Source organism: Maridesulfovibrio sp., assembly GCF_965230075.1.
In the GTDB taxonomy this organism is placed as follows: Bacteria; Desulfobacterota; Desulfovibrionia; order Desulfovibrionales; family Desulfovibrionaceae; genus Maridesulfovibrio.
Map to the genome: position 1 here is coordinate 2,270,384 of NZ_OZ245945.1, position 26,056 is coordinate 2,296,439.

Below are 26,056 nucleotides of genomic sequence, written 5' to 3' on the forward strand. Positions count from 1 at the left end.
CTCACTGGAATAAAAATTGAGCATGACAAATGGGGTCTGAGACAGGCCCCATTTCAACCATCACAAACAAATAAACTACAGATAAAAAGGACTTATCATGAATAAAGAAATTGAAAACACTGACCACGGCAATATCCCTGCTACCGCAAATGAAAACGGCTTCCAGCTATCGGTACTTGCAGGCAACAACTTTGGGGCTTTGACCTATACCGCTACCATGCCGATGTATGACTTTATGCTCCACTCAGAAGTGCCAAACAAAGAAAGGCGCAACGAAGAAAACATCGCGCAACGCGAGTTGGACAGCAAACATGCTCGGCTTCTTGCCCAGTACGTACTAAAAGGGGTGGTGCGTGCAGCAGTGGCCCGACTTGAAGCTCAAGAGGAAGAAGTACCGCAAGAACTGCTTGAGGTGCAAAACAAGCTGGGAAATCAGCCATACATGGCTCTACAACCGTTTGTCGTTAATATACAAAGTACTGACATGGAGAACATAGAGAAAACCACTATTCCTACCGGAGGAAGCACTGAGCCAGTACTGTACAACATAACGCTGCCAGAGAATTGTTCTCTGTGGGTATCAGACGGCCAGCATCGGAGAAAAGCTATCGGCATGGTCTTTGAGTTTCTGGACAACGCTTGTGAAAACCAAAAATATTATAAAGGCAACAGGAGTCTTTACCCCCATGAAGGCAGTACCGAAGTATCGAACACTATGCAGGATGTGTGGGAAATCTGCCTCACTGCTGCAAAAGAAGTTTGTGATGTACAGGTTGAAATCCATGTTGGACTTGACGTTGAGCAGGAAAAGCAACTTTTCACAGATTTAAATATGTACTCCAAAAAGGTCAAAAAAGACCGTGCCTTAAGTTTTGATAATTCAAACCCGATCAACTTGTTCATGAAAAAGGAACTGTTCGAAAAGATCGAATTGAAGGTTTGTGAAGACAGCGAAGAAACTTGGGACAACGACACAGGCGCAATATCCCGTAAAAATATTGCCACTATCTGCGGTTTGCTCTTTATGAACAAACCCAACATTAATGGAGCCTTACCTTCAAAAGTAGCCTCGCAGGTAGCAGAGGCACGGCGTTTCTGGGAAGCAGTTTCCGCTGTTAATGGTTTCGGTGATGAAGAGGCCAAAAGCAAAACTGTAATCGCGCAACCCGTAGTTCTCAAAGCCCTTGCTAAACTGTTTTATCAATTTGCTTTCGGCAAAAAAAGGAACCTTGATATGCTCGACAAACTCTTGTCAGGTATCGATGAAATCGACTTTTCACATCAGAACCCCATCTGGAGTTTTTACGAACTCACTGATGCTGAAAAAGCTGAACATCAGGATGCCATTGGAGAACTGACCGAGTACCTGCCCAACGACCCAGAAGGAAAAGTTCGCAATATCGGGACATACAACCGCACTGAACAGATTATGAAGTTTGGTGGTCGTCATAACGATATTGCCCCCATCGTCAGCGACATGATTCGCTACCAGTGCGGCCTTCCTTCCCGTAACTAAAAAGCCTATTCCAGTGGTCCTTTCATCCATGGGAGGACCACTGAGATAAAAGCTTCTGCTTTGCCGTAAACTCTAGAGCAGACGACACTGGACAGTATTGTATGATGTCGGACAACATCGGACAAGCGACTAAAATAATTGAACTTTACTGTTGACCAGAAGCTAAAATCTGGTATTGTAACAGGCAAGTCACAAAAGCTGTTTCCGGGGCATTGCACTGAAAACAAAGCTTACGCGACTTCTTGGTATTGCTCCTTGAAGCAAGCCAGTATGCCTGAAAACGGCAATTTATCGGCATATGCACCGCAAAACTGCGGCTTAACCAACGGTATCTTTGGATACCATCCAACCTTTAACCTTCTGTAAAGGAGACCAAAATTGAAAGAATATACATGTACCATTGCTGGCAGCCAGTGAAATAACTTCGCTGGCTATGGGGCAATTATCGAATCAAGCTCAGACTCGGAACGTAAGCAACTTACAAATGTGGACAAAGCCACGAACAATCACATGGAATTGCAAGCGTTAATTGCCTGCTTAAATTCAACCCCCATGAACTTTGATTTAACGGTTTACTCTTCATCTCGATGGATCACTGACGCTTTTAACAAAGGCTGAATTCACGGTTGAAAACAACGAAACTTCAAGGGTGTAAAGAACCGTAAGCTTTGGATCGAAATCACAAAGCTAATTGAAGGTCGCAAAATATACTGGGAAGAGGCTACAGCCAAAGATATAGCAGATGCAAAAACTTTGGCTCGGAGAATAGCTAGGTGGGGTGACAAATCAAAGCTGATGGAGTCTTAGTATCCCAGCAGTTACGTAGACAAGAAGCGGGTTCCATATGCTCTACCCAACAATCGGTAGGCATATGGCCCGCTCTTAACAGCAACCTATAACACAGGGGAAAATCAGCCCCCCGTCAAAACAGGAAAAAGACATGGAAATGGAAGACGTATTCTTGAAAATATCCTCGCATATGTGAAACGAGCGCAATGGCGGCTACGGCATAGTATTTGAGTATCATAATCAAAAATATGAAATGGCAAAAGCATTCTCCAATACGGACGAACGGCGTTTGCTGCTTCGAGCGGCAATCGATGGTTTGAAAATGCTGCCTTCAAATACCTGTATCGCTGTTTGTAGCTCAGGGAAAGAATCAATAACTTTGCCAGACACGATTACCAAGGATAATTGGCGACCACATATGCCTGATGTTCACAAAAACTCTGAGCTTTGGGCTGAAATCTGAAAGCTTATTAAAGGCCGTGACATCTTCTGGCGCATAGTTCGTCGCGAGGAACTCAAAGACGCAAGGAAGTTAGCCCAAGGGGTTTCTGGAAGTATATTCCGTTACGATGATTATGATCAGATTGATCCCTTGATGATGGAGCTTCAATGTAAAAGTGCTGGCCCACGATTCGAAAACAACACATTAACCTATAACGACTTTAAAAGGGATTTATAATGAACTGAATGTATTCAAAGCCGATTAGTTTCGGCAAATGAACAACTGATGAAATCTTCGAACTCACTGTCAACGAACTTTATGAAGAACTGTTCAGCAACTGCCGTTTGGCACAACGGGAACGGAAAATTATAACCTCGACCAAGACCCATTTGAAGGTCTTCCTGCTGAACCTGTATGCCTGCTATGCGGAAGACCCTGCCCTGTGCATTGGTGTGTCTTTATCTAAAAACACTTACACTGGTTCCAGAATTAAATTCGACCACATCATAGCCAGATACACTCCGACGAAGCGAGTTTTTGATGCCTTAATTGCTGCTGGCTATGTCCATTTCAAAGCAGGATTTTGCAACCCCAAAACGGGTGCTGCACACACATCCAAGATTTGCTGGTCCTCAAAACTGGAAGACATCTTTGCCAGCTTAGATATGGACTTGTACACGGCATACACCCAACGCCCAGCAGTAATCCTTCGAGATACCGACAAAAAAGAAATTCCTTTTGCCGAAACACCTTCCACGGAAGCAATGAAAAAGCAGGTTGAAGAAATTAATGAAATGGTGGGTGCTTTGAGCTTGGATTTTCCACTTACTGCCGAGCAGAAAGAAAATCTTATCAGCCGTAAATGCTATCCCGATTTTTCACAGAACCGTTTGACCAGAATTTTCAATGTTGACTTTGACTCTGGTGGAAGATTCTATGGTCATTGAATAATCGGAATACCTAAGGAATATCGATCATTGCTGAAAATGAACGGAAATACCGTGGTAGAACTTGATTATTCAAATCTGCATCCACGTATGCTGTACGCCTTGAAGGGAATTGCTTTCAAAGGTGACTGCTACGACCTTGAAGGTTGAACGGGGAATTTTCGCCCTATTGTCAAGAAAACCATTAACACGCTCATCAACGCAAGGGATGATGATAAAGCACTACAATCTCTGCTGGATGGACGTAAAATGTCATCAGAAACGCGAGAACTGTTTCTGAGGGCAGGCATCCTCTATGTGAAGGATAAAAAGGTCAAACAGAATCGAGATTTGGTTCGAGAACTTTTCGCAAAAGTCAAAGCCAAGCATGCCCCAATCTCAGAGTATTTTGGAACAGGCGAAGGTGTAAAACTTCAAAAAATCGACTCTGACATGGCTGCTTGCATTGTACTTCGGTTATGACGGAAAGGAATCGGCTGCCTTTCTTTGCATGACAGCTTCATCGTAGAGGAGCAAAATGAACATGAGCTACTTTCCCAGATGGAACTAGCATATTACGAAAACTTCTCGTTACCACCAATGATCGATAAGAAGTATTAATGCAATGAAACCTCCATCAGTACAAATCTACTAGATTACAGTATAGCACTTGAATGGTATTAGGCATAGAGAGTGTATTGAATAATTATTCAATAATACTACAATAAATTAAATATTCATCTACAATTAACTAATAAGAGGACAAATAAGCTTCATTAGAGGTCTTTAACCAGAAAGCGAAGCTATATCTGGTTATGTCACTTAACAATAAGGGTGTAATCTCATTGGTTACACCTTTATTGTTTAACTTACCGTCATATGCCACACAGCCACCCAACCATCCCGTTCATGCTCGACTCTGCCTTCATCAGTAAACGCCAGACACAAGCAAACCTCGGCGCAATTCAAAGCCATTTAAGACAACACTACCGACACAAACAACATATGGAGCCAAAAAAGCCGTCCCATATCCCAGATACAGAACGGCTTTCTCAGCAGCTACCCTATTAAAATTTAAAACTATTGCCTTCCGGTTGTTTATCACACGCCACAAGTTTGTAATGGAAGTTATTATCTATCACAGGGTCTTTGGTTCCGGCGGCAACCTCTGCCTCTCACAGCTTGACCACAAGGGCTATATATCCAGATAACGAGTAATCAGACTCAATACTCCACTTGCGGATATTGGTATATGACCGCTTATCCAGATATACCATTAAGGATTTATCCCGTTTCATAAGCCTACCCTACTTGAGGTTTCTGTCTGCAAGGTTCTTGGTTAGTTTGATAATTTCCTGCCTGTGGACACTGCTTTTCACAGCTCCTAATGCAAAATATCAGGCAGCAACTGCTGCATATGCTGCTCTTACATCCTTATCCTGTTCATTAAGAACCTGCATGAACACATCCTTAGGGCTTAGGTGTTCACTTCCTTCGTTGGTAATCAGGTACTTTTCGCATAATGTCATGTCCATAATATTCTCCTATTAACTTATTGTATTTATTTATAATAAAAGTCTTTTTTCAAACACAATGAATGTGCTTTTTCTTCGGAAAAATTCATGCCGGAAGTAAAACACTTTCCATATAGGTTAATATTATAGTTCATATTGCCAGACCAGATAACGCGCATACCTGCACATAGCACCCAAGCCGTGATAATCCTTATGCCTATTGCCAATGCATCTGCCATGATGTAAACCGGATACCGGACTTTGATTATTTTTTTAACGAATGTCCCATCATATGAAATGGCGGGATGTTTTTTGCCTATCCCTGTGGATTCAGGGTATATTTTAAAGGAATGTTTACATAGATGTCAGCAGCTAAAGCGAATGAACCGTTAGGAATGGAAAAGGATTTGTGGGCCGCCGCCGATGCCATGCGTGGTGGTATGGATGCCTCAGAATACAAGCACGTAGCCCTTGGTCTTATTTTCCTGAAATATATTTCCGATGCCTTTGAAGCCAAACATACCGAGCTTAATGCTGATGAATACAGCGATGCGGAAGACCCGGAAGAATACCTTGCAGAAAACATCTTCTGGGTACCCAAAGAAGCCCGCTGGGAATCCCTGAAAGATAACGCCAAGCAGCCTACAATCGGTAAAATCATAGACGATGCGATGATTGCTATCGAAAAATCCAACGCACGACTGAAAGGTGTTCTGCCCAAGGACTACGCCCGCCCCTCTCTTAACAAACAGGTGCTGGGCAAGCTCATCGACCTGTTCAGTAACGTAGGCATGGGTGATGCCAAGTCCAAGTCGAAAGACGTACTCGGCAGGGTTTACGAATATTTCCTCGGACGTTTTGCCAGTGCCGAAGGTCGCGCTGGTGGTGAATTTTATACCCCCCGCTCGGTGGTTAACCTGCTGGTCAATATGATCGAACCCTTTAAAGGCCGTGTATATGACCCCTGTTGCGGGTCCGGCGGTATGTTCGTGCAGTCTGAAAAGTTCGTACAGCAGCATGGTGGACGCATTGGCGACATTGCCATTTACGGGCAGGAGATGAACCACACCACTTGGCGGCTGGCGAAAATGAATATGGCTGTGCGCGGCATTGATGCCGACATCAAGTGGAATGCCGAAGGAACTTTTTATAATGACGAACACAAGGGCATCAAGGTTGATTACGTACTTGCCAACCCGCCCTTCAACGTCAGTGATTGGGGTGGTGACAAGCTGGCTGAGGATGTGCGCTGGCAGTTCGGTACTCCCCCGGCAAGCAATGCCAACTATGCTTGGCTGTCCCACATCGTCCATCACCTGAAGCCTACAGGCACCGCAGGCGTTGTACTTGCCAACGGTTCCATGTCCACCAACCAGACAGCGGAAAAGGCTATCCGCAAGAACCTTGTCGATAAAGACCTGATCGATTGCATGGTAGCCATGCCCGGACAGCTGTTCTATTCCACCCAGATTCCCGTTTGCCTATGGTTTATGACCCGGAGCAAGAAGCCGAACGGTTTCCGTGGCAGACAAGGCGAAATCCTGTTCATTGATGCCCGTAAAATGGGATTCCTGGTCGACCGTGTACGCCGGGAGCTTACCGAGGACGACATTAAAAAGATTTCCGACACCTACCATGCATGGCGTGGCGAGAAGGAAGCCGGGGAATACGAAGACGTAGCCGGATTCTGCAAGGCCGTATCGCTCAATGAAGTGCAGGACAACGACTACGTGCTTACGCCGGGTCGCTACGTGGGAGCCGAGGAAATCAAGGATGACGGCATCCCCTTTGAAGAAAAAATGGCGGGATTGACCAAGACCCTTTACGCCCAGATGGAAGAAGGCCGCAAGCTGGATAAAGCGATTTGCGAGAACCTGAAAGGGTTGGGTTTTGGTGATGAAAAGTAATTTGGCAACAGGCTGTTGCCAAATTGCAGAAAGAATTCTCAGACGCATAAAAGTGGCACAGGCTGTGCCACAATTAAATTTTGCCACAGCTTGTGGCACTTTTGAGAGGTAGCATGGATTACAGCAAATTTAAAAAGGCACTGCAGCTTTTAGAAGAGCAAAATAATCGTTTAAATTCTATCTCAAATGATTATGAAGAGTGGGTAAATATTGCTTTAAAAGAATCAATAATACAACGGTTTGAAACATGCTGGGATTGTTTATGGAAGATTTTAAAGCGATATTTGGAACATGAAATTGGATTGGCAGAAGTGCCGAATGGACCTAAGCCGCTTTTACGTCTCGCTGATGAAAACTATCTGTTACCTAGCCCTATATCAAAATGGATAGAATACAATAGAGTTCGCATTTCAACATCGCATGACTATAGCGGAGAAAAAGCCGCAGATGCATTAGAGATAATAGATGATTTTGTACAAGATAGTATTGATTTATACAAAACTCTAAGCAAAGAAAATTGGGAATAATGGCTAAAGAATTGAAGCATATAGATATTAGCAGTGCAGAGAGAAAAATAATTCTTTCGCTTATTGAAACCCATCTGCCGAACACCACTGTCTGGGCATATGGTTCCCGCGCCACATGGTCTGCCCGTCCGAAGTCTGACTTGGACCTTGTGGCCTTTGCTTCTGCGGATCAGAAAAACGCTGTCTATGATCTTAAAGAAGCCTTTGAGGAAAGTGATTTACCTTTTCGGGTGGACTTTTTTGTTTGGGATAATGTGCCTGATGAGTTTCGGGGGAATATTGAGCGGGATCGGGTTGTTTTGGTGGAAGGAAAAACTGATTGGCCCGAAACTGCACTTGCTGATTTGGCTGAATACGTAACAGTTGGTTTTGTTGGATCAATGGCATCTGAGTATACCGAATCCGGCATCACATTTTTACGCTCCCAAAATGTTGTTCCATTCAATATTAAATTTGAAGATGTTAAATATATCTCCCCTGAATTTCATAAGAAAATCAGCAAATCATCTTTGCAACACGGGGATGTTGTAATTGTTAGAACCGGAAAACCGGGTGCATGTGCGGTTATCCCTGAGAACATTGGCGAATGCAACTGCTCAGACCTAGTAATTGTTCGGCCCAGTGATAGGCTGGATTCTAGATTTCTTTGTTACTATGTAAACTCTGTTACTGGTCAATACGTTAATGCACATCTTGTCGGCGCGGTTCAGCAGCATTTTAATGTTGGTTCAGCTAAAAAGATGAAGATTCCTCTTCCTCCCCTTAAAACCCAAAAAGCCATAGCACACATCCTCGGCACCCTTGACGACAAAATCGATCTCAACCGCCGCATGAATGAAACACTGGAAGCCATGGCACAGGCCATTTTCAAATCGTGGTTTGTGGATTTTGATGGGTGTACCGAGTTTGAGGATAGCGAGCTTGGGCGGGTGCCAAAGGGGTGGCGAGTAGCTAAAATTGGAGATGAAATTTCTGTCGTGGGTGGAGGAACTCCAGCAACGAAAAATAAAGATTTTTGGGAAGGTGGAACCATCCACTGGACTACACCTAAAGATTTATCCCAGTCCAAGGAGAAATTGCTCCTTACCACTGGCAGGAGAATTACCAGTAAAGGATTAGCAAAAATAAGCTCTGGTCTTTTGCCTGTAAACACAGTGTTGCTTTCTTCAAGGGCTCCGGTTGGATATTTGGCTCTGGCTAAAGTTCCCGTAGCTGTGAATCAGGGCTATATTGCCATGAAATGTGACAAAGATATTTCTCCCGAATACGTTATCCAATGGTGCAACTCTATCATGGGGGAAATCAAAAATAGAGCAAGCGGAACAACATTTGCGGAAATCAGCAAAAAGAATTTCCGCAACATTTCTGTTCTGGTTCCTGAGCCGAATATTTTAAAAAAATATTCTGACATTGTAGCAGGATACTATGATAAAATTTATGCTAACTGCAAGGAATCTCAAAACCTAGAGTTAATACGTGATTCATTACTACCTAAATTGATAAGCGGTTCACTTGACCTTGGTGGTAAATGATGACTGACGGAAGTTTCACTCTCAATACAGGGACAATCATAGAAGACGAGTCACTTGTCCATCTTAGTGAACAGGTGAAACGACTTGAGATTGCGGTTAATGCGGAAGATTCTCCTTTAATATTAGATACATCCAAAGCTTTACTTGAAAGTGTACTGAAAACAATTCTTAATGACCATGGTGTTGAATTTGAGTCAAAGAGAAAAAACAACCGCAAAAATTTAACCATAATAAAACTATGTACTCTAATTCGTAATAATTTGAGATTGGCTAACAGTGAAGAATTGGGAACTGAAATAGGCGTCCTGTTAGGAAACATAGTTCGAACGACAGCTGAGCTTAGAAATAACTACGGAGAAGCATCACATGGGAAAGATGCTCTTTTTGATAACCCTTTAGGATTTCCTGAAGCAAAAATGATCGCCTCACTCGCTGACAATGTCAGCTGTTTTTTACTTTCACGAAATGCTCAACTCCGCGACCCTGCAAATGGACAGAGAATATATTATTTAGACAACGAAGAGTTTAATGATTTTCTTGACCTTGAAAATGACCCCATAAACTTAAAGATAAGCGACTCAGGACCAATACCTTACAGTAAAGCCTTATTTGGGTTGGACCCTGAAGCGTACAAGGAAAGTCTATTACAATTTTTAGATAACAAAGAAGACATTTAATATGAATGACGGACAAGACGAAAGCATCCAAATTGAATGCGGCTATACCCACGAACAATATCTTGAAGACCGTAAAACGTATCTGACCGGCTATCAGGACCAACAGACCCTTTTTGACAAAACCCTGATTACTTTATCCGCAGGTGCTGTCGGTTTGATCTTTACGGTTACGAAAGGCCGCATTGACCATTGGTCTTTAAAAGTTTCGGTGATTGCTTTCATCTTAGCTCTTATTTCATCTACAACCTCTTTTCTTTTTGCGGCAATGGCTTTTAAATCATTTTATAAACAATTTGAAAGAAAATATGCCGCTCAAAAAAAACAAAAAATTAAAAGAAGTCCCCGAAATATAAAATCCATTTTTTCAACATTGGGGGCGAGAACTACTGACTTAAGCTTTCTTTGCGCTGTCGTAGGAGTTATTAGCTTGCTCATTTATTTTCTAGATATACCAATCAGGACTTACATTCCTATTTACGAATTATAACAAGGATAAATATCATGTGTGATGATGAAAGAATGGAAAAATCGTATGTGCCACCTCAACCAAGCCAAGATGCTTATTACGATGAAGAAGACCCTGTTGATTATGATGATTTTGGCCCTACAGATTCTTTTGAATCCGAAGATGATTTCTACGACGAAGACAATGATTAATTATTAGCGAGGCCACCAGTGACCAAAACCAAAGAAGACCACATCGAGCAACTGACCCTAGAAATCCTGTCAGAACTGGGATTTCAAACCCTGCACGGTCCCGACATAGCACCCGACAGTGCGGATGCGGAAAGGATGAACTACGGCGATGTCTTCTTAATGGACCGCTTTAAGGAATCCCTTGAACGCATCAATCCGCACCTTGATGAAGATGTTCTCGATGATGTTTCGCGTAAGCTGTCACTGGTGGAAACTCCCTCCCTTGAAGAAGAGAACCGCCGCCTGCACCATTTTATTACTGATGGTGTGGACGTAGAATTTACCCGCACAGACGGCACCATCGGCGGGGATAAGGCGTGGCTGGTCGACTTTGAAAATCCCGTCAATAATGATTGGCTGGCTGTAAACCAGTTCACAATTATTGAAGACTCACGGGAACGCCGCCCTGATGTGGTGCTATTCGTTAACGGGCTGCCCTTGGGCGTTATTGAGCTGAAAAACCCCGGCGATGAAAACGCTACCCTGAACGGTGCCTTTAATCAGCTGCAAACCTACAAGGAACAGATACCCTCACTTTTCAGGACCAATGCCGTGTTGGTCACATCGGACGGTATTGCTGCCCGTGTGGGATCATTAACGGCGGGGGTTGAACGGTTTATGCCTTGGCGTACAGTGGACGGACACGAAATCCTGCGTAAAGGCATGCCGGAACTCCCCACCCTGCTTGAGGGTGTTTTTGAAAAACGGCGGTTCCTTGATTACCTGCGCGGTTTTGTTGTCTTTGAAAACAATGGCTCCAAGATCATCAAGAAAATTGCGGGCTATCATCAGTTCCACGCCGTGCGCCATGCCGTGGATTGTACGGTGAATGCTTCCCGACCGGGTGGAGACAAACGCATCGGGGTTATCTGGCATACACAGGGATCAGGAAAAAGCCTGCTCATGGCTTTTTATGCCGGACGGATCATTGTTCACCCTGAAATGGCGAACCCCACTATAGTGGTCATTACTGACCGTAATGATCTGGACGAACAGCTTTACAGCACCTTTGCTGGCTGTACGGACCTTATTCGACAGCCACCCGTCAAAGCAGACAACAGGGAACACCTGAAAGAACTGCTGGCTGTGGCATCCGGCGGAATTATCTTTACCACCATCCAAAAATTTTCACCGGAAAAAGGCGAGAAATACCCCCTGCTGACTGACCGCCGAAACGTGGTCGTAGTGGCAGATGAAGCGCATCGCAGCCAGTACGGTTTTAAAGCCAAGGTATCAGCGGAAACAGGGGAAATATCATACGGCTTTGCAAAGCACCTGCGCGATGCCTTGCCGGAAGCGTCTTTTATCGGCTTTACCGGAACGCCCATCGAGGAAACGGACGTTAACACCCCTGCTGTGTTTGGCGAGTACATTGATATTTACGACATCCAGCGCGGCGTTGAGGATGAGGCCACCGTACCTATCTATTATGAAAGCAGGCTCGCCCGTATAGAACTGGATGAAAATGAACGCCCGATACTTGATTCCCAAGTGGATGAACTGCTTGAAGACAGCGAAGAAGTGGACGGCGAACGTCAGAAGGCCAAGTGGTCACGCATTGAGGCTCTTGTCGGTGCGGACAAGCGTTTAAAGATGGTGGCGAGGGATATTGTCGATCATTTTGAAAAACGTGTGGATGCCATGCAGGGAAAGGCCATGGTTGTTTGCATGAGCCGCCGCATCTGCGTGAACCTGTACAATGAAATTGTGGCCCTGCGCCCTGATTGGCACAGTGATGATGACGACAAAGGCACCATTAAAGTAGTCATGACCGGCAGTGCTGCGGACCCCAAAGAATGGCAGCAACACATTGGTGCTAAATCCCGCCGTGACGCACTCGCCAAAAGAGCCAAGAAACCTGACGATGATTTAAAGCTGGTGCTGGTACGCGATATGTGGCTTACGGGCTTTGACGCACCGTGCATGCATACCATGTACATGGACAAACCCATGAAAGGTCACGGACTGATGCAGGCCATTGCCCGTGTAAACCGAGTTTTCAAGGACAAGCCCGGTGGTTTGATTGTTGACTACATCGGCCTTGCCCAGAATTTGAAATCTGCCCTGACCCAGTATTCAGATGGAGACAGGGACCAGACAGGCATTGATGAAGACGAAGCTGTAGCCTTGATGCTTGAAAAATATGAAGTCGTCCGCGAAATGTTCCACGGCCTTGATTACAGCAAAGCCGTTGCCGGAACAGCACGGGAAAGGCTCTACGCCATTGCCGAAGCCATGGAATGGGTTCAGGAAATGCAGCGCAAGGAAGCCGCCAAGCACGAGGACGAAAAGGATAAAAAGAAGGCATGGCGCATTTATGCAGATGCTGTGCTGGCCTTATCAAAAGCTTTCGCGCTGGCATCCGCAAGTGATCAGGCCGCAAAAATTCGTGATGAAGTCGGCTTCTTCCAGACTGTACGCGCAGCCTTGGCAAAATCCACCGCTGTATCAGGAGGAGGCAGCAAGCAGAATCTTGATTTTGCAGTACAGCAAATAGTCAGCCGTGCGGTCCATTCAACTGAAATCGTAGATATTTTAGCGGCAGCAGGCATTGAAACCCCTGATTTGTCCATCCTTTCAGATGAGTTCCTCGCCGAGCTAAAAGGCATGAAGCAGCAGAACCTTGCACTTGATGCCCTGCGCAAGCTGCTGAACGGACAGATCAAATCCCAAAGCAGAACCAACGTGGTCATGCAGAAAGCCTTTTCGGACAGATTAAAGGATGCCATTCAGCGTTACCACAACAACGCAATCACCGCCGCCGAAGTAATCACCGAACTCATCAAACTTGCCAAAGACATACGCGAGGCAAGACAACGAGGCGAAGAGGAAGGACTCAGCAGCGAAGAGGTCGCCTTCTATGATGCCCTTGCCCAAAATGACAGCGCAGTCGAAGCCATGGGAGACCAACAACTAAAGGTTATTGCCCATGAACTACTTATCAAGATTAAATCGAACGTTGGTGTTGATTGGACACGCAGCGAGAACGCCCGCGCAAGGATACGGGTACTGGTTAAGAAAATTTTGCGTAAATTTGGCTACCCGCCGGATTTGGCATCCGAAGCCGTTAAAACGGTTCTGATGCAGGCTGAAAGAATTGCAGATAAATGGGCGGAACTGAACTAGATAACGATAAAGGTTGTATCCATGTCAGCACAAAAAGCATCACCATATTCAATTAAAATGTTCCTTCCCGATGGTGACCCAGACGGTTTACGAATCATCGAAAAATCAAACTGGACAGGTGTTGGGGTCGTGTTCACCCGCTCAGGCTACAAATCCGCTCTGAAACGGGACGAATTCCAAAGAACCGGAGTTTATGTGCTGGTCGGAACATCAGAGGATAGCAGCCTGCCGACAGTATACATAGGCGAAGGTGATCCCGTTAAACCACGCATAGACAGCCACTATGCAAAAAAGGACTTTTGGGATTGGGGTGTATTCTTTGTCACCAGCAACCAAAGCCTGAACAAAGCCCACGTAAAATACCTCGAAAGCCGTTTAATCCAGATGGGCAAAGAAGCACGGCTCTGCAATCTCGACAATGCTAACGATTCCACACCGCCGAACCTTGCTGAGGCTGATGTGGCAGACATGGAAAGTTTCATTGTTGATATGCTCCGTGTGTTTCCGCTGGTTGGTCTATCTGTTTTTGAAAAACCTGAAGAGTCCACAACTAAAGAACTGCACATTTTTAAAATCAGTTCAAAAGGGATCACGGCAAAAGGATACGAATCGAGCAAGGGCTTTGTTGTCCTGAAAAATTCAGAAGCTGTTAGCAAAGCTGTTCCGTCAATCCATCCGTATATTGAAACCCTGAGAAAAGATTTACAGAATCAAGGGGTACTGACTAACGCTGACGGCAAATTCATCTTCACCTCCGACTACGTGTTCACTTCACCCAGCACTGCAGCAGGAGTTGTAATGGGCATGAGTGCCAACGGTCGCATCTGCTGGAAGGACGGAAAAGGCAAAACCCTGAAACAGGTTCAGACCGACAGCATGAAGGATTCTGAAGACAACTAACAAACGTCTTCGAACCAGATCGGACAACCTCGGACAGCCATTGTTTTCGAGAACAAAAAGAGTAACTTAAGGGCAATCCCGGAACGTGTAGCAAATGCACATGTGTGTACCGTAGTGTGTACCGAGTAAAAACGGATTCTTCAAAGCTAGAGAAGACAGGCTCTTACACCACAGGTTCGAATCCTGTATTGCCCGCCAATTATTTCATAGAAACCGGCCCTGTCGAAAGACAGGGCCGGTTTCTTTTATATAATATTTATACAATCAATTCATCAATTCAGTATATTCATAGTGCTTTCCTCCTTACCCATTCAACAATATGAAGAATTAATTTAAAACGTCCGCACATGAATGAAAGAGGTTAACTCCATCAGTCTCTTGCCGCAAAAAAACTGTCATGCTAAAAACTATTACTAGGGTTTATAGAAAATTTTGATTTCCACCATACAAAATAAATTTATTATGGGGAGGAGTGATGAAAAACAGTAAATGGAAATGCTTACTTGGTTCGGCCTTTTTTCTGATTATGACTTTCATCTTTGTAGCACCATCGGCTGCAATCATCGTAACTACAACAAAAGTCACATTCACTGAGGAAGAACCTGTGGTTGTCGAGTATTCCGGTCTCCCCGGAAACAATCAGGATTGGATTACCATTGTCCCTAAGGGAACTGCAGCCGACAAATGGGGCGAGTGGTTTTATACCAAAGGCAAGCAATCCGGACGACGGAATTTCGGTGCCTTGAGTCCTGGGGACTACGAAGTTCGAGCCTATGTAAACTGGCCAAAGGGAGGATTTGTCATTCAGGCACGCAGCTCCTTCAGTGTAGTCTTGCAACACTCAACTCCTTCAGACGTCCTAACTACGGACAAACAAACCTATGCTGTAGGCGAAGATATAGTGCTGATCTATGAAAACATGCCTGGCAACGCTCAGGACTGGATTACCGTTGTTAAAGCTGGTTCTTCCGCCGAAGAATGGGGAGAATGGTTTTATACCAAAGGCAAGCGTACTGGAAAGAAAATTTATTCCAATATGAAAGCAGGTGACTACGAAGCTAGGGCATACTTTAACTGGCCTGCCGGAGGATACAAAATCATGCATCGGCATCGTTTCGCGGTACGATAAACAGCCATCACTAATTAGTAACATTTAAAAAGTGTTTTTTTCATGTATATTAATTTAGGAATGTTATGATAATAGAGGAGGTATGGCGAACGAAGAACAACATTCATTAAAAGCAACTATTGTCCGTTATTTCAGTAGTATGCTGATAAAGCAATTGTTCGGGATTATAGTTGCGATCTTACGACCGAAATTGCTGACCCCAGAACAATTCGGGTTATTCAGCCTGCTTAAAGTAATTCCCGGTTATGCTTCTTATGCACAACTAGGAGCGAATTCTGCTGCTCGTTATTCCATCCCACGCATGATAGCTGAAGGACGGACTTCAGAGATATTACTCCTTGAAGGTTCACTTCTTGGCGGGACCCTTTGTGCCAATATCCTCTTTGTAATAATCTTCCTTTTTACCTCGTGGCCGGCAGCAGCTTCACCGGAAGAAAAGGCCGGAATATTTGCCATAGCATTGGTCATCCTTATCACTTGGCATAACGATTTCTATGTATCCCTGCTCAAAGCCCGCCAACAGTTTGATATGGTGGGACGCACAAATTATATTGCAGCCACATCCTCTTTTGCACTGTTGCCACTGGTCTACTTCTATGAAGTATACGGTTTATTTATTTCCATGGTCCTCAGCTTGCTGCTGGTGGCCTACTTTCTACGATCTCCAGAACTTATTTCGTCAGGAATCAAATTTCAATGGCGTACGTATGTAAGCCTAGCACGCAAAGGATTCCCCATAATGTCCATGGGATTGGTAATCATGGCCATCCGTACCACCGACCGCTTTATTATTTCCGGTTTTCTCGGAAATGAACAACTGGGATTTTACGGGGTCGGGGCAATGATATTCAACATGCTGATGCAATTGCCTGCAGTAAGCCGGGAAGTCATTGAACCAAGATTGATGCAGTCCCTGTCAACAAAGTCGAATAAAGAAAATCTACATGCATTTCTGGTCAGCCCGCTGATAAACACCGCCTATTTGATGCCTTTTTTAGTGGGGGGAGCCTTCTTTAGTGCTCCTGTAGCCATAAATTGGCTGCTGCCTCAGTACAAGGCTGGAATCCCGGCAACACAAATCTTGATGATCGGCTCTTTTTTTCTAGGGCTCTGCTACATCACGCGGGGTATAATTGTTGCCCGCAACTGGCAGCTGGCTGCCTTAGTCCCGGCCCTATGCATAATGGCTGGCAACGTGCTGCTATGCTTCTTTGCCATTCATGCTGGCTTCGGCATTGAAGGAGTCGCAGCAGCCTCCACGTTTTCATTAATATTACTCTTCTGTTCATTAATCATGTTTATCCGCTTAAAAACCGGAGCAGACCTTGTAAATTGGAAGCGCCTTTCAATACTCGTGCTTATTCCGACATTATCAATGTTCAGCCTGCTCATTCTGTATAGAATGGTTGCTGGAGACGGTTGGATTACTTTCAGCGCAAACCTAACCGGATTTGCCGTTTACATGCCGGCAACAAGTCTGGTCACCTTTGGCGCTATAAAATGTTTTCCAGAACTGAAGAATCTACTGTTCTGGGGCAAACGCTCTCGAGGGAACTAATGAAAGCTAATTGGGTTGATTTCAAAATCTATGATCTGCTTCGCATCAGCGGAAATGACTTGCCTACCGAACTAGTCGCGGCCCTGAAAGCAGATTACGGCCATTTTGCACAAAGCGAAGTATCCACCCAAGCAGCATTACAAATCAAAAACATTAATAAACTTGAAATCCCGGCTGAACATTTCACAAAACGCAAAAGTTTTATGGAACGTAATTACACCATGCAGTTTGAGGGTAAAGAGTACGCGGTATCATTATACAAAGGAATTCCGGACTGTGTAATCAGTTTACAGGCACCTTACGTCCTGTATTTTACCAAACGTAAGGGCTGCTCCAACGCGGTACTGGATATGCTGTTCACCGGGGTTGATATTGCCCTGCGTGACACATCTGGAGCCCTGCTTTGCAAGGGAGCGGTAGTTGTTCGTGAAAATCAGGGAATAGTCCTGACAGGAGGCAGTGGCGCAGGCAAAACCAGTATTCTAATACCTCTACTTAATGACGGCTGGAGCTACTTAAGCGACAACACGTTCATATTGCATAAAGGAAAAGCCTTATGCTTTCGAAGACATCTGGTTATCCATAGATATCATTTAACAACTTATCACAAAATTCTCGGCGACATTGCCCCCGAAAAACCAATGCAATCGATGATCAAGAAAGGGCTTGCCCTGCTACTCCCCTATCTACCAGCTCTTTTGCAAAACAGCCGAAAGATAAACAGGCTGTCCGACCCATACATAAGAATCATGCCTGAGGATTTAAATTTCACATGCACAGAAATACAGGAACCATCCATAGCCGTATGGATCTGCCTAAGCTCAGCTGATGAATTTTCCATTAAGGAACTGCGGACAAATGAGTTTGTTCGGCGACTGCAAGCAATCCTTGAACTTATTCACATTGATTATTTTCTCTACCGCAGACTCTGCGCGATTTCAGGAAGTTACCTGCCGGAACAGGAAATTACGGTATTGGATGATAACATTGGCAATGGTAAGTTTTACGCGGTAACACTCTCGCCTTTAATCGGTTTCCAAGAGCAATACATAAAGCTGAAGGAATTATTCGAATCAACTTCATAAGTCTTCAAGTTATACACAAACTGTTCCTTGAGTATAAATTCAATTAACAATTCTTATTGTTAATTATTTCTGATAACATACGACAAGAGTAAGAATTTAAGTTGCACGAACATATAATCACAGGACCTTGTTTTGAGTAGCTCAAGCCTGATTATACCGACCTATAACCGGGAATACGACCTTAGCAATTGTTTGCATTCCGTGCTTGCGCAAACCCGGTTACCTGATCAACTTATTATCGTTGACGACGGTAGACTTATGGCTGTTCCTTTGTGGAAAGAACTGCAACAAGCCGGAATCAGTTGCCACTATGTACGCAAGGATAAACCCGGCCTAACCGAATCACGCAATCTTGGTGTTTCTCTTGCCAAAAATGAAATCCTTTTCTTCCTTGATGATGATGTTATCCTCGAACCGAACTATCTGGCTGAAATAATGCGGGTGTATGAAGGCGACCCTGAACGAACCGTAGGAGGAGTAGGTGGCGCTATTACCAACAAACCAAAATTGACTTTACTGCACAAGATGCGCCGCATCTGGAACATCCCCTTCTTTGTCTGCGGCATCCATGAAGGCAGAGTTCTACCTTCGGGATTCGGAACAGACTTCGGAACCACACCCTTTCCACTTACTAAATTAAGTGAAGTAGACTTCCTTGACGGAGGTGTAAGTTCTTTTCGACGGGATGTTTTCGATCAATTTGTATTCACAGATGCATACAGGCGATACGGTTTTGGAGAAGACAAAGACTTCAGCTACCGCATTTCACGCAACTACCGACTGCTCTACACCCCTAAAGCCCAACTAGTTCACCTTGAGTCTTCAACCATGCGCCCGGACATGCGTACATGGGGCAGAAAATTCATCATCGGACGCTGGCTGTTCTTCCGTGACTACCTGCAAAAAGGAAAAATGAGCCGCATGTATTACTGCTGGGCAGTGTTCGGGTATTTGCTGGACCGGGTGATAATAGCCGGAATCAAACGATCCGGCAATGAATGGCAACGAGTTCTTGGCATACTCGATGCCGTAAAAATACTACTTAGCGGCAGGCTTGAACCGTAAAAAAAGGAAATCGTTATGAATAGACGTTTTTATCCTCTACTGACGATACTTCTGTTTGGCATGCTCATACTGGGGGCTTCTGCCCACGCAAACAAAAAGAAAGGTGAGATTCGGCCCTATTCTGACGAGAGCCCATGGAACATGCCTATTGGATCAAACCCTGCTTACGATACACACAGCAGCGGGTATACAAATGCCATGAAAGGGGTTTTCGGTTCTAACGCCCACCGTTACACAATGCCCGTCTATATTGTGGACAGCAAAACACCTACGGCCAGAATTGATTATTCCGGAAGATTCTCCGAGGTTACACACAAGGGAAAGCGTGTAAGAGTACACAAAAAAGGAACAATATACGCTCCCATTCCAGTTAATGCCATGCCTGCAGCAGGCCGAGATGCCCAGATTATAATCTGGAATCCCGAAACAGGTGAAGAATGGGGATTCTGGCGCATCAGCCGAATTAAAGATGGGTGGACCTGCACGAACTTATACAAGTACAATACCCAGTGGAACGGCATCCCCCCTTACGGATTCCTCAGCCGAGGAGCTGGCGTACCTTACCTTACCGGACTGATCCGTCCTTGGGAGATCAAGCAAGGCAGGATTGAACACGCCATTGCATTTGGCATGGATTACCCCAGTCGTCTTAATGTCCCACCATCGACACGAAGTGACGGTAGAGAGCTTTTTCCAAATCCGCCTATGGGTGCACGGTTCCAGCTTGACCCCACCCTAACAGAGAAAGATCTTAGAAAGATGGGACTCGACGACACAGGTGTGATCATAGCTCGTGCTCTGCAGGAATACGGCATGATTCTCATTGATAGCAGCGGACACCCCAAAATCTATGCAGAATATGAAGGAACAGCCAAGTGGGGTGAACTGTTAAGTAAAAACACCATCAAGGCCATTCCGTACTCGGCCTTTCGATTACTCGATCTGCGCACCCCCTCATCTTTACCGCCTACGACCCTTAAACGAACCGACAAAGGACTAAGTTGGACAGAAGTACGTTTTGCAAACCGCTATCGGATTGAAAGACGCTGCTCCGACAAAAAATATGAAATTGTTGCCCAAAATATTGTGGGGACAAGCTGGGAAGGTGAACTCCAGAAAGGTTGCGAGTACGTTGTGAGGGCCGTTAATTATAATGGGGTGGGGCGAGCCTCTTCCCGCATACGGGTGAAGTAACGGAAGATTTTAAGCTTCATTATTCTTTCTTGCATTCATTTTTTATATTTGAGCTTTCAAATTTAGTATATTGGTAATGTATTTTGGCTTACCCTCCTTGATTTGTTATTGATTATGAACTAAATAAAGAAATACTAAAGTTTTTCTAAAAAACATACCGGAGTGAGGTCGCACATAATGCAGCTTATTTATGATGCAAGTAATATTATCTATGGGAGACAAAATGCCTGCTATGCAGCCCGAAGTGCTCCATCTATAGATACGCTCGGAAGTTACGCACGCCGATCATTCCTGTATTCTCTCATTCTTTCAGTCATATGCCTATTCTCCGTACTCCTGTGTTTGCCTGAGAATGCACGGGCTGTGGACTCCGGGGACAAACCGTCATGGTATACAGTTCAGTTGGGAACATACTCTACTGCCGACATAGCCCAAGAGAACTATAACGATTTCATCAAAAAATTTCCTGCACTCACTGATAACCTGAGGATCGAAAAGATTTCTGATCTATACCCTCTCCGAGTCGGAGCTTTCAGCAAAAAGGCTAAAGCCGACGAAGTGTTCGCAAAGGTTAAAAATTTTAATAGCGGCGTCTTTATCCTCCGAGCCAATATACCTAAAAACCGGCTTGTCTACCCTCTTGCCTCAAGCCCAATACCCCAAAAGAGTGCCGCCCAAAAGGAAACAACAGAAAAGCCAAATACCCTCGCCTCTGTTCCAGCGCAGGACAAAATTTTTTTTTCTTCTGCGATACATACAGAAACAATTGCACCTGACGACTCTGCGCCTATGCAAAGAATTCCGGTATCACAGAAACAAACTGCTAATCACGAAGCATCAGCAGGCTTGGCAGATAACGCTGAAAATGGACAGGCTTATGCCTCCCCATCTGCCGAAGAAGCGAAACCAAGGCCTATTCCTGTTCGAGTGACAAACCGTAATGAAGATAATCCCGAAGACAGTAACACGGCACACGATACTATCTCCACTAACGAAGCTGACGGGAACGTGATTGGCAGAACCATAACGGAGGCCACAAGCAGTGGTACTAGTTTTTCCACAATTTTTAAAAAGGCCTTTCTTTCCCTTATTGTTGCTGGGAGTATTGCTATCCTGCTCTATGGCCGATTCTGGGGAAAAGAGACTAAGACCCAGATCAATATCAATGACTTCAAGCACGACACTGTGCTGGAGACTCCCCGCCTGATGCCCAAGCTTGAATTGCTGCTGCACCAGAATATGAATCAGACAATTCTCGCAGAAGAAAGCTTTCTTGCGGCAGAAAATAAAATCTATTCTATCTATATCACCAGTCCAGCAAAGAGGGAGGGAAAGACCACAGTTGCTCTCAATCTTGCTTACACTATGGCTAAAGGAAGCAACAACAGCGTACTTCTTATTGACGGCTGTGTAGAAAAACCAGAACTGCACCAACTTCTGGGTGTCGGAAAAGTTCCCGGACTGGTTGATGTGATGGAAGGAACAGCCAAGCTCAAGAACACCATCCTAAAGACCAGCTACCAGAATTTGGACTTCCTGCCTTTAGGAGGACATGACTGCTGTGGAGGCAAACTGAATAATCTGGAAAAGTTTGGACGCTTACTTACAGTGCTTAAAAAGCATTACAGATATATAATAATAGATGGAGCATCAATGTGGGGAACAACACGCACGGCAATAATTGTAAGCTGTTTTGACGGTGTCCTCATATCTGTTGAGGCGGAGCGAACTCGCTGGGAGATTGTTCAATTTTGCAGAGAAAAAATTCAACGCGTCAATGGAAATGTTCTTGGAGTGGTACTTACAAAAAGAAACTTTTATATTCCCAGATTCCTATATGGTAAGTTATAGAAAAATGATGATCGATTCGATGAATATATACAGGCTGGTCTTCCTGCTTCTATTTGCAACTCTACTTGCAATAGCTTCCTGCGCTCCACAAGCAGAACTTCCTGTCGGCGAGGAAAAAATAGTCAAGTATAATACATTCAAAGATGATAAAGCTGTCTATCCCCCTAAAACCGGACTTTTCCCTGAATACACACTTCTCCCCGGAGACATTCTGGACGTTCTTTTCCAGATTAAAACCATTCAGGGTGCTGAGAAGTATTCGATTACAGCCAACGATACAATTTCCATAAAATTCGTACAGCTGCCGGAACTCAACGAAACCCAACGAGTGCGCCCTGATGGGAAAGTGTCGCTCGCTTATGTGGGAGACGTTAATGTTGTAGGCATGACCCCGGGCCAACTTCAAAAAGTATTACAAAAAAAATATTCTGAATTTCTACGCCATCCCCAACTCTACATTACTGTTGATGAGTTCAGGGAAAGGATCAAGGAACTAAAGAAAGACCTGCATACAGCTTCGCGCGGTCTCAGTAGGCTGGTTACCATCCGCCCTGATGGATACGCTACTTTTCCGCTTATGGGCGACCTGTTGGTGGCCAACAAGTCACTGCCGGCAGTAAAAGAAGAGCTGGATAAATTTTATCAGTCCTACCTTGACGGTTTGCATGTCGACCTTTTTCTGGAGGAACATGCTGGAAGCAGGGTCTATGTACTTGGCCAGGTCCACAAACCAGGGGCCTACAAAATCAATAAACCCATTACAGTTATTGAGGCCCTTTCAATGGCAGAAGGCCAGACACCTGAAGCGGCTCTCGATGACATCATGATATTCAGGCGCAAGGGAGATCATTTCAAGTCTACGGTTATTAATCTTGCCGAGACTATCCGCTCTCCAAAAGGTGGAGACTTATTTTTTCTTATGCCTGATGATATCATCTACGTAAGTGAAGCCGGTGTCTATGAGGCCGGACGTATGGCAAGTGCAATCAGCGATATCATAATGTTTAGAGGCTGGGGAATTTCATTTGGTGGAGAAACCTTTGGCCTGTCCAATTAGTCAGGATTGATCATGGTAAGAACTGAAAACCATCTCCGTGAGATCATAACCATCTTTTTTGCTCAGAAGATGCTTATCATGCAGACGACAGTTATTTTTGTTCTGTTTGCTGCTCTGGTCGGCCTTTTCTGGCCCCCTCAGTACTCGGCCTCTGCAGAGATTCTGGTCAAGGGTAAGAAGGTTGAAAAAAGCCCTGAAGCACTTGAAGAAACACAGATCAGGAATTTTGAACTCAGCAAAGAGGATCTTGCTTCGGAAGTTCAGATTCTCATGTCTCCTGACGTGCTCGAAAAGACAATACGAACCATGGCTGAGGAAGGAGAGTATTATTCCGGACGGGATTTAAACCCTGAAAAGCTTGCCCAGACAGTCGATAAGCTACAGAAAAAATTAGATATTGATGTTGTTTCCAACTCAAACATCATAGAAGTCGCGATTTCTGGAAACCACGCAGAGAAGGCCCGTAAAACCCTTGATCACATCCTTAGCGCATATATGACTTACAGAGGGGGAATTTATAACCCCGGCGAAGTCAAAGCCTTTTTTGCTGATCAGGTTAACCGCTTCAAAGGAGAGCTGGAGGAAAAAGAAAATAAGCTAATGGATCTGGTCAGCAGGACAGGTGCTCCCAACCCGAATATTGAAATCGAGCACAATCTTGCCCGTAAAAGAGACATGGAACAGCAATTAGGAGTTCTTGAAAACAAAGTCATTGAACGGGAGCGCCTGATTGCCCATTTAGAGGAAGCGCTAGATGAGCGCAACATCAACTTTTTTTCATTCATAGACAATATGAGCATCAACCAGCTCAGTGAAAAATTACAGGGACTGGTTATTGAGGAAGGCAATCTGCTGCGTATTTATACGGCAACCCACCCCAAAGTCTTGGGAGTTCACGAGCAGATAGAGAAACTATACAAGCGCTTGCGCAATGAACTCAGCGAGTATGCAGAAAACCAGAACAATATTCTAGACAGTGATATTGAACGGATGAGCGCTATTAATCAGCGCTTAAATGACATTTCCATCCGAAATGTGGAGCTGCACACTCAGCTTATCGAGCAGCAGCGCATTCAACGTGAGATTGACCTGCTTAAACATTCATACACAACCTTTGCCAAACGTCTTGAAGAGGCACGCATTGGGGCCAGTAATGATGTTGGCGCGCTTTTCCGGGTTTCAGTTCTCAGTTCACCAATGACTACTGGGAAACCTATTTTTCCCAATATTAAGGTTCTATTACCTATTGCTCTTCTAGCCGGGTTCATCACCGGAGTCAGCCTGGGATTCATTAATGAATTTTTTGACCACACCTTCAAAGCTCCTGATGATTCTGAAAAGTATGCCGGCCTTGAAACCATTTTCACCATTCCCACATGGCATGACCCTGAAAAGGTGAACCGCAAAGGCAAACGCAAGTGAGCTTGTTTGAAAAGCCTAAGGCAGTGGGCAAGGTAGACTGTCCCGGACGCACAAGAGATTCATTTAGAATCGACTTTGAGAACATTCCCGATAGAGATGATCTTGGTTGGAAATGCAGGATGCTGCTGGGAAAAATTGTTGCGCTCATCCTTATAATTCTCATGCTGCCTATCTTTGTCTTTGTAGGGCTACTGATCAAATTGCATGACCCCGGCCCTATTTTTTATTTCGGGGAACGTCTTGGCTACAAGATGAATATTTTTCACATCTATAAGTTCAGGACCCTGCCCGTAGGATCACAAAAAAAAATTGGTGGAGAGGTTTTTACTTCCAAGCATGAGGAAATTTCAAACTTCGGCAAGTTTTTGCGTGATACCAGAATTGATGAACTTCCCCAACTCATAAACGTACTGCAAGGAGATATGGTTCTAGTCGGTCCAAGACCGGTCCGCCCTGAAATGTATCAAAAACTATGCTTGAATATCCCGAAATACGAAATGCGTTTTATGATGTATCCGGGCTTGGTGGGTTATGCACAATTGTTTACTCCTCATGGAACCCCCAAACATATCCGGGCCTACATTAATAACAATCTCTATCTGCATAATGCAGGAATCTTGAAGAATTTCAGGATAATTTTATATGGGGCCTGGGTTCTGAGCTACAATTTAACAAGAAAAATTCTTAAAATATTTACTGAAGAACTTATCAACAAGACATTAGCTAAATTATACGATGAAAAACGTGATCTAGTTCGTATGTCCTCCACAAATTTTAATGTTGAAATAGCCGATCTCAGACAATGCCATGCTATGGAAGTTCAGAAGAACTCATTCAGAAGCATGAATTTCACTTCTTCAGGTATACTGAGGGACATTAACGATACGCATTTCCGGTTATGCACAAACGCCGAACTTAACACCCAAAAGTATATGTTCCGACTTGCAACACCGATCTGCGGATTAGATAGTTGTCGTTTACGTCGTGCTTATTGCCGAGGGAAGGTAATTTTAATGCGAAACGCTCCTGCCGGAAGCGGCTGCAAAAATGAGTATCTAGTTATTTATAAAGGCGAAACTGCGCTCCAGAGCTACTTTATCGAAAAATATTTTCTCGAATTAAGCATAGCGTAATGCTGCTATA

The 26,056-nt window shown here is 44.5% G+C and carries 21 protein-coding genes and 1 pseudogene; 20 read left to right on the forward strand and 2 right to left on the reverse strand.

The window, feature by feature from the left end; all coding sequences use genetic code 11:
• Nucleotides 1-97 precede the first annotated feature (97 nt).
• The 3 genes and pseudogenes from ACO05Z_RS10235 (at nucleotide 98) to ACO05Z_RS10245 (ending at nucleotide 3,694) form a co-directional block, all read left to right on the forward strand.
• The gene (locus tag ACO05Z_RS10235; RefSeq protein ID WP_421902086.1) at nucleotides 98-1,516 is read left to right on the forward strand and encodes a DNA sulfur modification protein DndB; all 1,419 of its coding nucleotides are present in this window, start codon (nucleotides 98-100) and stop codon (nucleotides 1,514-1,516) included.
• A 438-nt stretch (nucleotides 1,517-1,954) separates the two neighbouring features.
• Nucleotides 1,955-2,134, forward strand: a pseudogene (locus ACO05Z_RS10240) (hypothetical protein); the annotation flags it as partial.
• A gap of 1,002 nt (nucleotides 2,135-3,136) precedes the next feature.
• Entirely contained in the window at nucleotides 3,137-3,694 is a 558-nt protein-coding gene (locus ACO05Z_RS10245) for a hypothetical protein (RefSeq protein ID WP_421902087.1), read from the forward strand.
• A gap of 1,376 nt (nucleotides 3,695-5,070) precedes the next feature.
• Here the strand turns inward: ACO05Z_RS10245 and ACO05Z_RS10250 are convergent.
• Nucleotides 5,071-5,208 carry a hypothetical protein gene (locus tag ACO05Z_RS10250; protein ID WP_421902088.1) on the reverse strand — a complete coding sequence of 46 codons (138 nt, stop codon included), beginning with the start codon at nucleotides 5,206-5,208 and terminating at the stop codon, nucleotides 5,071-5,073.
• Nucleotides 5,209-5,234: 26 nt separating this feature from the next.
• The gene (locus tag ACO05Z_RS10255; protein WP_421902089.1) at nucleotides 5,235-5,426 is read right to left on the reverse strand and encodes a hypothetical protein; all 192 of its coding nucleotides are present in this window, start codon (nucleotides 5,424-5,426) and stop codon (nucleotides 5,235-5,237) included.
• Nucleotides 5,427-5,549: 123 nt separating this feature from the next.
• On the opposite strand from ACO05Z_RS10255, the gene ACO05Z_RS10260 reads away from it, so the two are divergent.
• The 17 genes from ACO05Z_RS10260 to ACO05Z_RS10340 all read left to right on the forward strand — a co-directional run bounded on the left by ACO05Z_RS10260 (nucleotide 5,550) and on the right by ACO05Z_RS10340 (nucleotide 26,046).
• Nucleotides 5,550-7,094, forward strand: a complete 1,545-nt coding sequence (locus ACO05Z_RS10260; protein WP_421902090.1) for a type I restriction-modification system subunit M — start codon at nucleotides 5,550-5,552, stop codon at nucleotides 7,092-7,094.
• Between the two features lie 113 nt (nucleotides 7,095-7,207).
• Nucleotides 7,208-7,621, forward strand: a complete 414-nt coding sequence (locus tag ACO05Z_RS10265) for an HI0074 family nucleotidyltransferase substrate-binding subunit (RefSeq protein ID WP_421902091.1) — start codon at nucleotides 7,208-7,210, stop codon at nucleotides 7,619-7,621.
• Nucleotides 7,621-9,153 (forward strand): restriction endonuclease subunit S, encoded by a 1,533-nt coding sequence (locus ACO05Z_RS10270; RefSeq protein WP_421902092.1) that lies wholly within the window; start codon nucleotides 7,621-7,623, stop codon nucleotides 9,151-9,153. The genes ACO05Z_RS10265 and ACO05Z_RS10270 overlap by 1 nt, the downstream gene beginning before the upstream one ends.
• Complete coding sequence (locus ACO05Z_RS10275) at nucleotides 9,153-9,830, forward strand: abortive infection family protein (RefSeq protein WP_421902093.1); 678 nt, start codon at nucleotides 9,153-9,155, stop codon at nucleotides 9,828-9,830. Before ACO05Z_RS10270 ends, ACO05Z_RS10275 begins: the two co-directional genes overlap by 1 nt.
• A 1-nt stretch (nucleotide 9,831) precedes the next feature.
• Nucleotides 9,832-10,317, forward strand: coding sequence for a hypothetical protein (locus ACO05Z_RS10280; RefSeq protein WP_421902095.1), 486 nt, complete (start codon nucleotides 9,832-9,834; stop codon nucleotides 10,315-10,317).
• A gap of 14 nt (nucleotides 10,318-10,331) precedes the next feature.
• Nucleotides 10,332-10,487 (forward strand): hypothetical protein, encoded by a 156-nt coding sequence (locus ACO05Z_RS10285; protein WP_421902096.1) that lies wholly within the window; start codon nucleotides 10,332-10,334, stop codon nucleotides 10,485-10,487.
• Between the two features lie 18 nt (nucleotides 10,488-10,505).
• Complete coding sequence (locus ACO05Z_RS10290) at nucleotides 10,506-13,652, forward strand: type I restriction endonuclease subunit R (protein ID WP_421902097.1); 3,147 nt, start codon at nucleotides 10,506-10,508, stop codon at nucleotides 13,650-13,652.
• A gap of 21 nt (nucleotides 13,653-13,673) precedes the next feature.
• Complete coding sequence (locus tag ACO05Z_RS10295) at nucleotides 13,674-14,552, forward strand: GIY-YIG nuclease family protein (protein ID WP_421902098.1); 879 nt, start codon at nucleotides 13,674-13,676, stop codon at nucleotides 14,550-14,552.
• A 475-nt stretch (nucleotides 14,553-15,027) separates the two neighbouring features.
• Nucleotides 15,028-15,681 carry a hypothetical protein gene (locus ACO05Z_RS10300; protein WP_421902099.1) on the forward strand — a complete coding sequence of 218 codons (654 nt, stop codon included), beginning with the start codon at nucleotides 15,028-15,030 and terminating at the stop codon, nucleotides 15,679-15,681.
• Between the two features lie 82 nt (nucleotides 15,682-15,763).
• On the forward strand, nucleotides 15,764-17,239 hold the full coding sequence (locus tag ACO05Z_RS10305) for an oligosaccharide flippase family protein (protein ID WP_421902100.1): 1,476 nt from the start codon (nucleotides 15,764-15,766) through the stop codon (nucleotides 17,237-17,239).
• Nucleotides 17,239-18,324: a hypothetical protein gene (locus tag ACO05Z_RS10310; RefSeq protein ID WP_421902101.1), complete on the forward strand. Its 1,086-nt coding sequence runs from the start codon at nucleotides 17,239-17,241 to the stop codon at nucleotides 18,322-18,324. Before ACO05Z_RS10305 ends, ACO05Z_RS10310 begins: the two co-directional genes overlap by 1 nt.
• 132 nt (nucleotides 18,325-18,456) lie before the next feature.
• Nucleotides 18,457-19,389 (forward strand): glycosyltransferase family 2 protein, encoded by a 933-nt coding sequence (locus ACO05Z_RS10315; RefSeq protein ID WP_421902102.1) that lies wholly within the window; start codon nucleotides 18,457-18,459, stop codon nucleotides 19,387-19,389.
• Nucleotides 19,390-19,404: 15 nt separating this feature from the next.
• Nucleotides 19,405-20,583, forward strand: a complete 1,179-nt coding sequence (locus ACO05Z_RS10320) for a hypothetical protein (protein WP_421902103.1) — start codon at nucleotides 19,405-19,407, stop codon at nucleotides 20,581-20,583.
• Nucleotides 20,584-20,760: 177 nt separating this feature from the next.
• Entirely contained in the window at nucleotides 20,761-22,434 is a 1,674-nt protein-coding gene (locus tag ACO05Z_RS10325) for an AAA family ATPase (protein ID WP_421902104.1), read from the forward strand.
• Entirely contained in the window at nucleotides 22,421-23,491 is a 1,071-nt protein-coding gene (locus ACO05Z_RS10330) for a polysaccharide biosynthesis/export family protein (protein ID WP_421902105.1), read from the forward strand. Before ACO05Z_RS10325 ends, ACO05Z_RS10330 begins: the two co-directional genes overlap by 14 nt.
• Before the next feature lie 12 nt (nucleotides 23,492-23,503).
• Entirely contained in the window at nucleotides 23,504-24,913 is a 1,410-nt protein-coding gene (locus ACO05Z_RS10335) for a GumC family protein (protein WP_421902106.1), read from the forward strand.
• Nucleotides 24,910-26,046 (forward strand): sugar transferase, encoded by a 1,137-nt coding sequence (locus ACO05Z_RS10340; protein ID WP_421902107.1) that lies wholly within the window; start codon nucleotides 24,910-24,912, stop codon nucleotides 26,044-26,046. The genes ACO05Z_RS10335 and ACO05Z_RS10340 overlap by 4 nt, the downstream gene beginning before the upstream one ends.
• The last annotated feature ends 10 nt before the right edge of the window (nucleotides 26,047-26,056 follow it).